General features: G+C 38.2%; 9 protein-coding genes and 1 pseudogene. 8 read left to right on the top strand and 2 right to left on the bottom strand.

Annotated elements, in window-relative coordinates; translation table 11 throughout:
* Positions 1-142 precede the first annotated feature (142 nt).
* Positions 143-4,099, bottom strand: a complete 3,957-nt coding sequence (locus DPX34_RS18740) for a non-ribosomal peptide synthetase (RefSeq protein ID WP_111979970.1) — start codon at positions 4,097-4,099, stop codon at positions 143-145.
* A gap of 412 nt (positions 4,100-4,511) precedes the next feature.
* On the opposite strand from DPX34_RS18740, the gene DPX34_RS18735 reads away from it, so the two are divergent.
* From DPX34_RS18735 to bluB, 3 genes are all read left to right on the top strand, one after another.
* Entirely contained in the window at positions 4,512-5,723 is a 1,212-nt protein-coding gene (locus DPX34_RS18735) for an N-acyl amino acid synthase FeeM domain-containing protein (RefSeq protein ID WP_111979969.1), read from the top strand.
* Positions 5,720-6,607: a class I SAM-dependent methyltransferase gene (locus tag DPX34_RS18730; RefSeq protein WP_111979968.1), complete on the top strand. Its 888-nt coding sequence runs from the start codon at positions 5,720-5,722 to the stop codon at positions 6,605-6,607. Before DPX34_RS18735 ends, DPX34_RS18730 begins: the two co-directional genes overlap by 4 nt.
* Positions 6,608-6,752: 145 nt before the next feature.
* The gene (bluB, locus tag DPX34_RS18725) at positions 6,753-7,403 is read left to right on the top strand and encodes a 5,6-dimethylbenzimidazole synthase (protein WP_111979967.1); all 651 of its coding nucleotides are present in this window, start codon (positions 6,753-6,755) and stop codon (positions 7,401-7,403) included.
* Positions 7,404-7,701: 298 nt separating this feature from the next.
* On the opposite strand, the gene DPX34_RS18720 is transcribed toward bluB, so the two are convergent.
* Entirely contained in the window at positions 7,702-8,607 is a 906-nt protein-coding gene (locus DPX34_RS18720; protein WP_111979966.1) for a hydrogen peroxide-inducible genes activator, read from the bottom strand.
* Between the two features lie 272 nt (positions 8,608-8,879).
* Between DPX34_RS18720 and DPX34_RS18715 the strand changes: the two genes are divergently transcribed.
* The 5 genes and pseudogenes from DPX34_RS18715 to DPX34_RS18695 all read left to right on the top strand — a co-directional run bounded on the left by DPX34_RS18715 (position 8,880) and on the right by DPX34_RS18695 (position 14,868).
* On the top strand, positions 8,880-9,635 hold the full coding sequence (locus DPX34_RS18715; protein ID WP_111979965.1) for a GmrSD restriction endonuclease domain-containing protein: 756 nt from the start codon (positions 8,880-8,882) through the stop codon (positions 9,633-9,635).
* Positions 9,636-10,019: 384 nt separating this feature from the next.
* Positions 10,020-12,212: a multiheme c-type cytochrome gene (locus tag DPX34_RS18710; RefSeq protein ID WP_111979964.1), complete on the top strand. Its 2,193-nt coding sequence runs from the start codon at positions 10,020-10,022 to the stop codon at positions 12,210-12,212.
* Positions 12,213-12,488: 276 nt separating this feature from the next.
* Positions 12,489-13,724, top strand: a complete 1,236-nt coding sequence (locus tag DPX34_RS18705; RefSeq protein WP_111979963.1) for a DEAD/DEAH box helicase — start codon at positions 12,489-12,491, stop codon at positions 13,722-13,724.
* Positions 13,725-13,753: 29 nt separating this feature from the next.
* A pseudogene (locus DPX34_RS22110) lies at positions 13,754-14,209 on the top strand (YehS family protein); the annotation flags it as partial.
* Positions 14,210-14,607: 398 nt separating this feature from the next.
* Positions 14,608-14,868: a DUF5062 family protein gene (locus DPX34_RS18695; protein WP_111979961.1), complete on the top strand. Its 261-nt coding sequence runs from the start codon at positions 14,608-14,610 to the stop codon at positions 14,866-14,868.
* The last annotated feature ends 232 nt before the right edge of the window (positions 14,869-15,100 follow it).

The raw sequence follows: 15,100 nt of genomic DNA, 5'->3' as shown, positions 1-15,100 counted from the left end.
TTAGTGATGCGCCCACATTTGTTACGCTCATCGCGTAAAGCCATTACTCCAACACCCGAACACCCGAACACAACCCAGAGTGATTCACCTAGAGTATAGTAGTTATACTTTACCTGTTGGTGTTGACTGGGCTTAAGTTACGCTACTCTGTATTTTGCTCGGTTATATTTTTGAATATATCCGCCAGCGCATCTACGTGCTCAGTATCAAATAAAGTGCCATGAAAGCCGGATAAATGTTTTTCAATTAAATTTTTGTTTTGTAATTTTTGCCATGGCTTAAATAAATAGCGATACCAAGGTTTAAACCCAGATGAAATAATCAAGGTTGTTGGTGTATCGAGTGCCTTAGGTGAATATTGACTGAGTGCGGTTATTTGGGTTTGTAACCCTTGGTCGCTGAATAATGTGCCTAATTGACGTTGATTTATACTGAGTTCTTGTAAGCCGAGAGTGTTAACTAACCACGCGGATACGCGCCATAACCAAGATAAACACAGGAAAAAACGCGGATAAGTCGTATCAATTAACACAATACCTTTTATTTTGATACCTTCACTTATTAAGATTCTTGCGGTTTCTAATGCGGTTAACCCGCCCACTGAAAAACCGGCAATGATTGGACAAAAAGATTCATCATGCCGATGATGATGAATAATGTCATTGGCATAGCGATGCGCTAATGCTTCTATCGTTTGTGTGGTTGATTTAGCTGTTTTGTTGTTACTGACCGGTTGTAGCATTTGCACCTTAAATTGTGCCGATAGTAATTGAGCAAGTGATTTGAAACGTATGAGGTCGCCATGGCCAGAGGCTGCAATCCACAACGATTGCTTTTTTGAGGATGGGCCAGTTTTGCGGGTTAAGTCAATACTGATCGCTAATTCATTTTTAGTGGCGGTATTAGCGAGCCTAAGTGCTAATGTTTCGACGGTCGGATTGGCTAATAATATGGATAGGGGGATTGTTTCTCCGAAAGCTTGCTGAATTTTAGCTATCAAATTCAAACTGGTTATAGAATCAGCCCCCAGTTGATAAAAATGACAACGAGTGCCTATTTCATCTTTTTGTAAAGTACTTTTAAAAAATGTCAGTAATGTAGCTTCAAGTTGATTTATCGGCTTTTTAAGTTTTGGGCTTTTTTTATCAAGAGCTTGTGGAACGAGCGCTTTATAGTCGGTTTTACCGCTGCTCTGTTGAGGTATTTGATTAATTTGGTTAAAGATTTTCGGCACCATGTAAGCTGGCAGTATTTGGCTTATATGCTGAATCGTTTTTTGTTGAAAGGCTTCATCTAACGTATTTTCGGATGCTAGTACTATCCAGGCCTGCAGTGCGTTATTAACTAATTTAACCGCCGCCGCTTTTATTTTAGGAACCCCTTGCAAAGCGGCTTCAATCTCTTCTGATGCAATACGCTGACCATTGAGCTTCATTTGGTTATCAATCCGACTCACGTATTGTAAGTTACCATTTTGATCCCAGAAGCCTAAATCGCCTGTTTTGTAGAGATGTTGGTTTTGAATAAAAGGGTTATTGATAAATTGGCTTTGGGTTAAATCGGCATCATTTAAATAACCACGTGCGAGCGCGGTACCTCCAATATAAATCTCGCCCTTTTCACCTTCGGGCAATAAACCTAAATTTTTGTCCAAAATGTATATTCGCGTGTCATCAACCGGCATTCCTATCGGGACAAATTTATCGGTATTCTGACCGGTATATTGATGGGTTGTTGCAAAAATACAGGCTTCAGTCGGACCATAAAAATTATAAAGTAAGGCTTTTGTTTTATCGGTGAACGCTTTGGCCATCGCGGTTGGTAATTTTTCGCCACCGCTAATGGCTATTCTTAGTTTAAGGTTAGGGTAATGATTAGCGGTTTGGTTGAAATACCTAAGGGTAGTGGGCACAAAAATAATATGCGTCGCGCCAAACTTAGCGGCTAAAAAAGCTAAATCGGTTGGTGCTATTTTGCCTTTACCGGGTAGTGCTATTTGCGCACCTTGGGTGAGTGGTAAACATATTTCGATAATAGCGGGATCGAAGTTTAACTGAATTGATTGCAGCGCAATATCATTAGGCGTGAACTCAAAAGTTTTTGCTAACCACGCTAACCTTTTACTTAATGCGCCATGCTCAATTAATACACCTTTAGGCACACCTGTAGAGCCTGATGTGAATAACACATAGGCTAGATCATTTTCTGAAATGGGTATATTGAGATCATGATCCGCTATTGTTAAGTTATGCAGTGGCGCATTTTCATCATCAATCACCACGGTTGTTATTTCTGGTTGGTTTAAGGTGTGCAAATAAGCTTGGCTTTCGATCGCAATAACGCTCTGACTTAATGCCATCTGTTGTTCTATGCGGTTTATAGGCTGGGTTGGGTCGAGTGGTAAAAATGCCGCCCCCACTTTAGCTATTGCCAGAAAAGCGGCAATGGTTTCTGGTTGCCGTTGTAATATGACAGCAACAATATCGCCTTTTTTGATGTTTAATGTGCATAAATGTCGAGCTAAACGATTTGCTTGTTTATTGAGTTGCTCGTAATTCAGAGTAAGATATTGATGGCCGTCATCATTTTCTTCTGCCCACATGAGCGCATTCTGTTTGGGGTTTAGGCTAACGTTCTGCTGGAATAAATCGATGAAAGCGGTGACATTTTGATGATCTATTACGTTTTGGTGTTTATGTTTAATTTGCTGGTTTTGCGCCTCATGACTCAGCAAAGGCAATTGCTCGTATTGGCAATTGGGCTGTGCTATTAAGTTATTGATTAACGATTGTAACCGAGTGGCGAGCAAGCTGGTTTCTCGCGCTGTAAAAAAATCATCGCTGGCTGATAATATAAATTCAGTTGGTTCTGAATCATGAAATTCACATAAAATAATAGAAAGTGGATAACGCGCACTGGGATCGATTGTTTGTCTTGGCTCACTGGTGGGTGCGCCCGAATAAGTCACACTGTAGTTTGTGCTTTCAAATGATAGGGTGATATCAAAAATTCTATCTCGACCTTGTTGGATCATTTGTAGATCTTGGCCTAAAACACTCGCAGGGTAGCGAGCGTGACGGTACGACTGCCTTAACGCAGTGACTATTTTTTTAATAATTGAAAGGCAGGTATCCGTTGTATCTAAGGTGATTTTAAGTGGCATGATAACCGTAAACATACCCAGTGTAGATTTGTAGCGCTTACCTGAACGATTAAGGACTGGCACCCCTATCACCATTTCATTTTTATGATGAACTCGCGCAAAGTAGATAACGGTTGCGGCTAGATATAAATGATAAGTCGTTGCGGCGTGTTCTTTGCAAAATTGTTGAAGGTAGCAGTATTCTTCAATAGGCATAAATTGATGATGATGATGTGCTTTGGGCAATTGATTGACGGCTTTGTTTTCATCACTGTGCCGCGGTTCAAAAAGGTGTTCTGGTAGCGTTGGAAATATTTTATGCCAATAGGCTTGGTCAAGTTTAATCGCTTTTGATGATTGGTAAGCAATGGACTCTTCAATAAATTGGCGGAATTGTACGGGGGCCTCAGGCGGAGATGCTTCACTTTTACTATTATCTGATATTTTCGCTTGGCGTTGTTTATCTAACCGACTATAAATGTAGCTCATGCCGTTCATGGCTAATGCGGTACTGTAACCATCAATCATGATGTGATGGTATTTCATGACAATGCCATATCGCTCATGAGTTGAGCGTAATAAATATATTCGCCATGGGCGTTGCTTGCCATCTAACGGTATATTTTCGGCGTATGTTTTTTTCCACCACGCTTCTATCGTTTTTTCACTATCATCACATTGACTAAAATCATGAAATTCTAACAATGTTTCTTGCCAATCATTGATAACTTGCTGTGTACCATCTGGTAAGGGTAATAAGCGTAATGCATCGTTTTCTTTAACGAGTTCGGCTACTGTTTCATGAAACAACGAGATGTCGAGTGGGCCATTGATAAACCCCATGCCGCCAGTGGTTAGATGTGAACTGTTTGGGTATAGTTTTTGATCAAGCCAAACTTGATACTGGCTAATGGATAAAGGCAGTATTTCGGCTTTTGGGTTTTCTATCGTAGGCAATGCGAGATCCTATTTTTGCAATGATTTTTATAATTGGCAATGTGTAATAATGTGTATTGATAACCAGCTTAACCATTTTGTCACCTTTACCGTAAGGCAATAAACAAACTTTGCAACAAGTGGCTGTCAATTAAGTGAGTTGCTTGGTAATCGGGTTTGTTAGGTTAATCCTTTATTATGACGGTAAGTAGATTACATGAAACAGTGAAAAAGGACACTATAAGCCTTAATCAAAAACGTTTTTGGCTGCGGTGGGTCGTCGCCGATGTGATTAATATTTGGCATATTGTGACTTGATTAACGTCGCCACAAGCGACCTTTAATTTAAAATATATTAAATGAATCTTTAGCTTGTGAGTCTCGGTAACTTTGCATATGCTTGATTTACAAAATCATGAATAGAAAATGAACAGTGAGTATACGGATAAAAGTAGCGACTACCGCTAAAGAGTTAAATGATGTGTATCGATTACGTAAGTCTGTTTATGTTGATGGTGAAGGTTTATTTAAAGAGCTGAAAAATGAATGTATTGTTGATCAATACGATTCTCTGCCTAAAGTCGCCAATATAATTGCTTATGATGAGGGATCTCAAACAGCCATTGGAACAGTCCGTATTAATTTGGATTCTGAAATTGGTTTGTTAAGTGATGATTTATTTGATTTTAACGCCTACCGTGAACAAATTCAAAAACAACGTCAATTAGAAGAGCTTCCTCCTCCTGCTTTTATTGGTGTTGGAATGTTAGCTATTGCCAAGCCTTGGCGAAATAGAAGAGATGTTTTTTTTGCGCTATTTAAAATGGGCTGCAATGTGGCTCATTCATGGGGTGCTACACACGTTATAGCAACAGTAAATGCCAAAACAATTAGTATATACAAACGCTTAGGGTTTAATATTTTTAGTGATGAAATATATGTCCCTGATATTGGGGAGTCTGTGTTGCCTATTGGTCATGATTTTGCCCCTGTTTATCAGTGGGTATCAGGTGCCTTTGGCGACTCACATGAATTATTAGACTGTTTTGCAGATTGTTTTGAATATTTATTAATTGATCGTGGAAATGTTATTTTTAATGAAAATGATCAAGGTGATGAAGCCTTTTTAATTAATAAAGGCCGGGTCGAGATCACTAAGTCAATTAACAATAATGAAAATACATTAAGCTTAGCGACTTTAAATAGAGGGGCTTTATTGGGGGAGTTATCGTTAATTGATCATGAGCCGCGTTCAGCAAGTGCGGTCACATTGACTAATTGTGAATTTATTGTTTTAAACCACGATATATTTTGGCAGAAAGTCACAGATGAACCACGTTATTTAAGAGGTTTGTTAAATATGCTGTGTTCAAGGCTAAGGCAGGTTGACGATTTAGCATTTGTTTTATCTCATGGTACCGAGGATGTGAGATTGAATTTTTTCATTAATAAATTAAGAGATAACGCAAAAGCCTGCAGTGGTGACTCAAATGAATGTACTATTAAGGTTAATATCGATGAAATCGCCAGTATGGCTAAAGTCAGTGTATCCACAACTATCGAATATCTAAACCGTTTACAAACACGCAATATTTTAATTTTCATGGATAAACATATTAAATTTATAGGCCAAGGTGAAATATGAAAGAAAATGAAGCAAGTTCGACCGCATTTACGGTATTACAAGGAATTTTACACGTTGCTTATTCTACACCTCATCAATATTTGGTTGATAAAGACATTGTTGAAACGGGCGAATTGATTTTAAAAGGCTCTGAAGAGGGGCGTAAACGCTTAAAACAAATTACGAGCCCGTTATCTAAGTTATCAACAAAGCTACGCGAGTATTTATTACTACCGGGCATTACCGTGCATTATGTCTTAAGAAAAAGCTATATTGAGGAGCAAGCGCTTAAGGCAATCAGTGAAGGTGTAACACAAGTTGTTAATTTAGGTGCCGGGTTTGATACGTTAGCTTGGCGTTTACATCATGTGCATAGTCAGGTTAACTTTATTGAAATAGATCACCCTGATACACACAAAGTTAAAAGCGAAGCTTTATTAAGTGATTCGAGCAACAAAAAAGACAATATGCACTTTTTAAGTGTCGATTTTACCCAACAAGACCTATACAGTGCTTTAGATGAATTTTCGGCGTTTGATGCCACACGCAAAACCTTATATATCTGTGAAGGTGTGATGATGTATTTAGAGGTGGATGAAGTTAATGCTATTTTTAGTGCAATTGATAAATTGACGGGGGCTGACTCATTACTTTTATTCACTTGTTTAGAGCCTCAGCACAGTCCTAAAAATAATGTTCGTTCATTACTCTTTTCTTATTTAAATATGATTGGTGAGCCCATCAAGTGGGAGCTTGAAAGTCAATATATGAATAAATATTTAGCTGACAAAAACTGTAAGTTTTTAGCATTAGCGGATACGCCTGAACTTAAAAAGCATTTCATTACGCATGATTCGAACTATGTTTATCATGAAGGTGAATATTTGGTGCTTTGTCGTTTTTGATTTGTCGTTTTAACTTAGTTATGTTTACTTTGATAGCAGGGCAACTTGCTATCAAAAGTCGATATTTTGTATTAATATCTCTCTGCATCACCTGCCACGCGTCTATTTCTGCTCTGCTATTCAATTAATAAATAAGTTAACAATCATGCCAAATAAACAGTTCACTCTTGAAGACCAACTAATGCTGCAAGATATTATGCAACACCGACGTGATGTACGCGGTAATAACTTTACTCAACAAGCCGTGGCCGACAGCGTGATTGATCAACTGATTCAAGTCGCCGCATTAGCGCCATCCGTGGGGTTTTCTCAGCCATGGGAATTTGTGGTTATTCGTGATGATAAAACTAAACAGCAAGTGGCTGATTGTTTTGCAGATGAAAATGCTAAGGCGCAAACATTATTTAGTAATGAAAAACAAAAGCAGTATGCGGCTCTTAAATTAGAAGGCATTAAAGAGGCGCCTGTTAATATTGCTGTTTTTTATAAGCCATCAGATGAGCCTGTTTTAGGGCAAAACTCTATGATAGAAATGGGTGAATATAGTGTCGTATGTGCAGTACAAAATATGTGGTTAATGTCGAGAACCTTAAATATTGGTTTAGGCTGGGTGAGTATTTTAAACCCTGATACCGTCAAAAATATTTTAAATGCACCGAGTGAGCACAAATTAGTTGCTTATTTATGCATTGGTTATGTTGAACAATTTTTAGATAAACCCGAATTAGAAACACTTAAATGGGCTGAACGCAAACCGACACAATCATTAGTCCATCATAATGGTTTTAAAGCTTAAATCGTTTTTTACCAGTAATATGATAGCCCTAGGGCGTGTTTATCTTTGTATTATTTTTGAGCAATAGGCTATTTTAATCATTAACAAAGCAGAATGAGTGGGGTTTAGTCATTCTAAATAAACGAATTCTAATGCCGTTAAGGGTTAAAATAGCCATTGCCCTTCGGGCTGAGGCCAAAATGGTCTTATGCAGCGTTAGAAATAACTTATTTAGATGACTAAACTTCATTATTTCTGCCTTGCCTAAGACCATTTTTTCTCTCAGCTCAAATTATAAACAAAGATCAACACGCCCTAGTTAACTAGCAAGTTGTTTAATTAACTCGCCAATCTCCATGAACGTTTTTAATCTCGCTGTTGTGGGGCGCCAGACAATACCTATTTCACGGTACGCACTGCCCGCTAAAGGCCGACAAACCAAATCTGTATTTTTTAAAATATCATTATCAATCGCCATTTTGGGTAAATAACTTGCACCTATTCCTTGTTGCATCATTTGTATTAAGGTGTGCACGCTGGTGGCAGAAAAGGGATGTATTTTATTGCTGTTGTGCAACTGGCAAGCGCTGATGGCGTGATCGCTCATGCAATGTTCTTTTTCTAATAAAAATATACTGTTATCGGGCACGTCATCGGATAAGCCACTGGCCGGAAATTTTTCAAGCAGATCGGGCAAGGCCGTTAAGAAAAACTCATCATTAAATAGTTTTTTAACCATTAAATCACCCGTATCAACCGGTAAAGCGAGAATGAGCATATCGATTCTATTTTGTTGCATTAAATTGAGCAGGTTTTCAGTGGTGTCTTCTCGCATCATGAATTTCAAATCTGGGTAATCTTGTCTTACTTTTTTGATCAATTTAGGCAAAAGAAAAGGCGCGATAGTTGGAATACACCCCAAGGTTATTTCACCTGTCATATCTCCTGATTGATTAGCGCTAAAGGCGACAAGATCGTCTACTTGTAAAATGATACTAGAGGCTCGTTTTACAATTTCTAGCCCCGCTTGGGTAAAATGAAACCGCTTATTATCACGTTCTAAAATTTGGCAATCTAATTGTTCTTCAAGGTTTTGAATTGCCGTACTGAGAGTTGATTGACTAACAAAACAATTTTTTGCCGCCCGAATAAAACTTTGCTCTTGATGTAAGGCGAGTAAATATTGTAATGCTTTTAAACTTGGGCGGTGATTGCTTAATTTCATGCTTATAAATTCAATTTAGATCATGTATAGAGCGCAAAGAATGACATAGGACGGATCAGCATACAAGTTTATAAACAATGACTAAAAGGGGACTTTGTTTAATAACGGTAATTTCAAATTTATTAACGTCTTAATCTAAAAATAACGTGTTTTAGGACGATAACCTATAATGTAAATCAATAGACATGTGCTAGTCTATATAGGTCAGATTCAATCGTGTGATCAGGAAGTTTGTACGGAATCTTTTTTAATTTTGAGTTGGTAAATAGCAGATGGCTTTGCATAAACTAAATCTAATTCTCGGTATTATTCTTTTTCTATTGTGCTTCTTTTTTATAAACCATGCTTTTGCGCATTCTGGTTCTCTCGATCCCTATGGTTGTCATTCAAATCAAGATCTTTATCATTGTCATAAAGGCATAAAAGGTGGCAATGTTAATTTAAACCAGAAGCAGCAAAGTGAAGCGCAATTCAAAGCGTTTATTGCTCAACAAAAATTAAAACGTAAAGCACGCGCGCGTAGTTATCAACGTTTTGATAAAGACGATTGGGGTCATTGGAGTGATTCCGATCATGATTGCCAAGATACTTTTGCCGAAGTGCTTATTTTCTTTTCTAAAGATCCTGTGACCTATCAAGATCCAGCTAATAACTGCCAAGTCAGCCGGGGGTTGTGGGTTGACCCCTACAGCAATAATACTTACCGCAGCGCCAGTGCGTTAGTTTTAGATCCGATAGTTGGGTTAGAGCATGCTTTTTTAAACGGCGCAGAATCGTGGAATTTACGCCAACGTAATGAATTTAAAAATGACGTGATTAACCTTGTCCCTGTTCACCCAAATAGTCGCCGCAATAAAAATGATAAAGCCCCGCAAGATTGGTTGCCTACATTTAATGAATATCATTGTACTTACCTAAGGCAATGGTTACGAGTTAAAGCAAAATACAATTTAACCAGCTCTAATAAAGAAAAAACATTTATCAAATATCGTTTAGCTCGGTGTGGCGAGTCAACTGACAACCCATAAACTTGGCGTTGTTCCTTCATGTTTTTTTACTGTGCTATAGTCTTCTCGCTCAGATTTTATGGTTCATTGTCAGCGCTTACTCTTGACTTTGCTTACATGGATGTAAGAACTTAGGTTTCGTCTGGAACTTAAAACCTGTGGCTCCTGCGTCGTTCTAACACCTAAATCCATTTAGGCGGCTCCAAGCATATAGTAGAGCATATGCTCATGGCGTCTCGAAGCTTGCCTGCATGGATGCAGGTAAGAGGCGAAAGCAGGACGCGGTAGCTTTGACGGCTGCCCCTAAACCTCGATCGCTTTGACTATACATTAGCCTGTTAAATCTACTGATATTTAAAAATGAGCCTGCTATTATGCCGGTATTATTCTTTAATGTTGTATCTCATGGCTAATTATCATTCACCTTTGCGTTTTTCTGTTGTTTTTATTCTTCTTTTTTTATTTTCTTCCTTTGTATTTGCACAACCCAAAGACAACGCTATTTCAAATCAAACCTGCATAAACTGCCATCAAAGTGAACATAAAAAATGGTCATTATCTGATCATGCTAAAGCAATGGATTTGGCAAATGAGCAAACGGTGTTAGGAGACTTTAACAATAAAAGCCTAATGCATTTTGGTCACGAAGGGCGCTTTTATCGCCAAGATAATAAATTTTTTATGAGCCTTATACAGGCTGGAAAACAAACAAAATATGAAATTAGTTATGTATTTGGTCATGCGCCTTTACAGCAATATTTAACAAAGTTGCCTGATGGGAAAATGCATGTTTTACCGTTTGTATGGGACAGTCGAGATAAAAGCGAAGGCGGACAACGTTGGTATAACTTATATGATGAGACCATCTTGCCGACGGACCGTTTACATTGGTTACAACCTTTACAGAATTGGAATGGCATGTGTGCTGATTGTCATTCTGATGGCTTAGTACGAAATTATGATGCTGAGCTAAACAAATTTGATAGCCAATGGGACAACATTAATGTGGGGTGTTTATCGTGCCATGGTGATATGACTCTTCATGCAGAAGAAAATGAAAAGACAAAAAAAGCGAGTCATCGAAATAACATAACACCAGAACTTAAACAGGCTGCAGGTATGTGGTTACGTCAGTCAGGTGAAAAAATAGCACAATGGCAGGGTGAGCCACGTGATAACCAATTTATGGATACGTGCTTTGCATGTCACTCTTTACGTTCTCCGCTTGTTGATGGTTTAAAAGCGGGCAGTCACTTCTTAGACTTATTCACACCACAACTCATTCAACCGCCTTTGTATCATGCTGATGGCCAAATTAAAGAAGAGGTCTATGTTTATGGTTCTTTTTTACAAAGTAAAATGCATGCTGCTGGGGTTAATTGTTTAGATTGCCATGATAAACACACGATGAAAGTTAAAAGCCAAGATAATGGTTTATGTTTGCAGTGTCATAGCCCAGAAGAATATAACGCAAAATCTCATCATCAACATGAAATCGACAGTAGTGGCGCACAATGTGTTAATTGCCATATGCCAGAAAATAGATATATGGGTGTTGATGATCGCCGTGATCATAGTTTTAAAATTCCACGCCCTGATTTAGCAACTGAATTTGATACACCTAACGCGTGTACGCAATGTCATACCGAGAAAAATGCGGTATGGGCGAGTAAAAACCTTGAAAAATGGCATGGTAAACCCACAGCGGTAAACCCAAATAAACTTAATTTTATGCGGTTAATGCAAGGCCAATCTATTAGCCTGGGTGAACATATTAAAATAGTTGATGATGAAAAATTAGATGAAATAACACGCGCTTCTGCTTTAGCCATGCTGAGTTATCATCAAAATGCATTACAAGCGTCTATGTTAGTACCTTATGTGAAAGCAAAAGACGATCTATTACGCTTGGCGGTGAGTCAAGCCGCTACGGTTATTAATGTAAAAGCGCGAACGGCGTTATTAAAACCATTATTAAGTGATAAGCGCCGGGCAATACGCACCGGTGCTGCATATGCATTGGCCGATGCTCAACTTTATATAGCCGATAGTGATTTGTTTAAACGCGTTTTTGATGAATTATCAACCGCCCAAGCCGTTAATAGCTGGCGGGGTGAAGGGCGATTAAATCAAGGTAATATTGCATTGCAACAGGGTAATGTCGCGAGTGCAATTGAAACCTATTTACAGGCGATTAAAATCGACCCTTATTTTGATGTATCGTACATTAATTTAGCGGATCTATATCGCGGCCAAAACAAGGTTAAGGCCGTAGCGGATATTTTAACGTTAGGCATTAAAAATAACCCCTTGTCGGCAATTTTGAACTATTCGTATGGTTTGCATTTGATACGCCAAAAACAAGTTCACAAGTCTATTAACTTATTTAAAAAAGCGTTTGAATTAGATTCAAGCAACGCGCAATATTTGTATACATTTACGTTAGCGCTCGACAATATTGGGCAAACCAACAAAGCGCTACAAATATTATTAACGCATGTAGAGCGTTTTAAAGGTAATGCTCAAGTTCAAGAAATGGGGCTCTATTTAGCGCAAAAACTCAATGAACGTGCGGCTTACCAGCGTTTTATTTGGTAGTTAAAAGCAGGAGTGTATGAATACTAATACACACGCCTTGTTTAGATAAAAGTAAGGGGACTTAATTAACTTGTGTTTTGGATACACATGAGCCCTAGAATAACCTCTAGCTACTATTGGTATAAATAGCGCTTCACGTTATTTTAAACTTATCTTTATTGTATAAGCGACTTTAAAACCTGTTAAACTGCGCGAAAATTCAAAGACTGATGTAAAAATAGGTCTTTTTTATGGCTACATTTTTAAAATGGCGATTAAAATTAAGCGGAGGTTGTGATGAGTGATTTTTCAAATGTAGGTTTGCTGCCTCAGCTTGTCACGCAAGTTAATAACTTGGGCTATGAGCAAGCAACGCCTATCCAACTCGCGGCTATTCCCGTTATTTTATCGGGTAAAGATATCATGGCCGGTGCACAAACAGGGACCGGAAAAACGGCTGCATTTGGTTTACCTATCATTCAGTTTTGCCTGCAAACGCCGTTAAGTGATAACGCCAAAACGCATTCAAATACCGTTCGTGCTTTAATTTTAACGCCAACTCGTGAGCTTGCTCAACAAGTTCATCGTAATATTGAGCAATACGCAAATGAGACTTCATTAAATATACAGATTGCTTATGGCGGTGTGAGTTTAACGCCACAGATCGCCAAGCTTCGAAAAGGCGCCGACATTTTGATTGCGACACCGGGTCGTCTAATCGATTTAATGTATAAAAAAGTGATTCATCTCGGGCATTTAACTCACTTAGTTTTCGACGAAGCCGATCGTATGCTTGATATGGGCTTTATTGATGATATTAAACGTATTTTAAAACAGTTACCGACAACACGCCAAACGATGATGTTTTCGGCGACGTTTGATGATGCTATTTTTAAACTCAGTAAACAGTTATTAGTTGAGCCTGAATTAATTGAAGTTGATGCGCGTAACACCGCGGCTCAAACCGTTGAACAAGTTATCTACAATGTTGACGCGGATCGAAAACGAGAATTAGTTTCTCACTTAATTGGCGCTAAAAATTGGCAACAAGTGCTTATTTTTGTGCGCACTAAGCAAGGTGCTGATGAGCTTGCTAAAGAGATGTGTAAAGACGGTGTGAACGCCAAGGCGATACACGGTGATAAGTCTCAAGGTCGACGCGAGTCTACATTGGCTGATTTTAAAGTGGGTAAAGTACGGGCGCTCGTCGCGACTGATGTGGCTGCACGTGGGTTAGATATTCAAGATTTACAGTATGTGATTAATTACGAATTACCTCATATTGCAGAAGATTACATACACCGAATCGGTCGAACGGGCCGTGCCGGTAATCAAGGCATGGCACTCTCGTTAATGAGTGAAGAAGAAAATTGGTTGTTAGAAGAAATCGAGGTTTTGCTCGATAGTCGCATTCCGCAACAATGGTTACCGGGATATGAACCAGACTTAACGAAAGCACGCACAACTTCTCGCAAAAATACTAAAACTGCACAAGCTCGTCGTGCGAAGCAACGCGGGCGTGGTCGTCGTTAGACGGCCTATTTATTGATAAGGTAAGTCACATGACTAACAATGATATTTTACGTCGTATTCGTTATACATTTAACTATAACGATGCAAAAATGGCTGAAATTGTTGCCTCTACTGGGCACGTAATGGAACAGTCTTTAATTACGCAATGGTTGAAGAAAGAAGAAGACGAAGAGTATGTTCGTTGTAGTGATCGCGAATTTTCGACTTTTTTAAATGGTTTTATTAATGAAAAACGCGGCAAGCGTGAAGAACAGGCTTTACCTGAAAATCATTTAAACAATAATTTAATTTTTAAAAAGTTAAAAATTGCTTTAGATTTAAAATCAGAAGATGTGCTTGATATCATGGATTTAGCTGAGTTTAGCATTAGCAAACATGAATTAAGCGCGCTGTTTCGTAAAGCTGATCATCAGCATTATCGTGAATGTAAAGATCAGCTATTACGCAAATTTTTAACGGGCATGCAAATTAAGTATCGTGACGATATAGAGAAAAAACCATCGGGAGCGAATCGTTCTCGTACCTTCACTAAAGCGCCTAATGGTGAAGATACGGATGAAAAGGTTAATATATTAAAGCCTAAGAATCGTACAACGACCGTTACCCAAAAAGCGACCGCTGATGCTCCTATTACCTATGGTAATTATAACAATGATAAAGTGTCGGTTAAAAAAATGGTTAAAAAAGAGCACGGTAAACCGACTAAAAAAGTATCAAGAAAATCACTTTCGACTAATAGCTTTAAGTGGCCTGCGACTAAAGATTAGTCAATCGGTTTTAAGGCAAAAAATTGAAGGTGACGATACCCCATTTATTGGGGTATAAAACAGATTGTATTAGATATGCTTGGTCGTAAATTTCAAATAAAAGGAAATGACGCATTATGAAAAAAATGAAGAATGAATCAGGGTTGTTAAAAAAAGCACTTGAAATAGGCCAAGCCTATGCAAAAAATCGTGGCTATCAATCATTTGGTCCAACAGACTCTGCTAAGCAAAAAATTGAATGTATCTACCGTTTACTCGTTAATGATAAAATGATTACGCCTTTACCAGAGAATCAAGAAGACTTACTGAGCATGAAACATAAGCTGGCGGTATGGATTTCTAAAAAACTGCCTGAAAATCATCCCTTATTAAAATAATTTCCCTATTATTTTGAAATTATATTATGCCTGATGAGCTCTGAGTTATTCAGAGCTTTTTAATTATGCTCGATTGCATATTAGATTAGTGGGAATTAAATTAGTGGGAGATACATTCAATATATCGTAAATCTTCTACATACCTGCCTATTTAACCGATTATCGCTAGAAGTCGTCTATTTATCTTTTAACACAAGCTATCAAATATCAATTCCGCTATTATTTGTCTTTC

Origin of the sequence: Algibacillus agarilyticus, assembly GCF_003286125.1 — a bacterium.
Taxonomy (GTDB): Bacteria; Pseudomonadota; Gammaproteobacteria; order Enterobacterales; family Alteromonadaceae; genus Algibacillus; species Algibacillus agarilyticus.
This window is presented reverse-complemented; position numbering and strand designations above follow the sequence as displayed.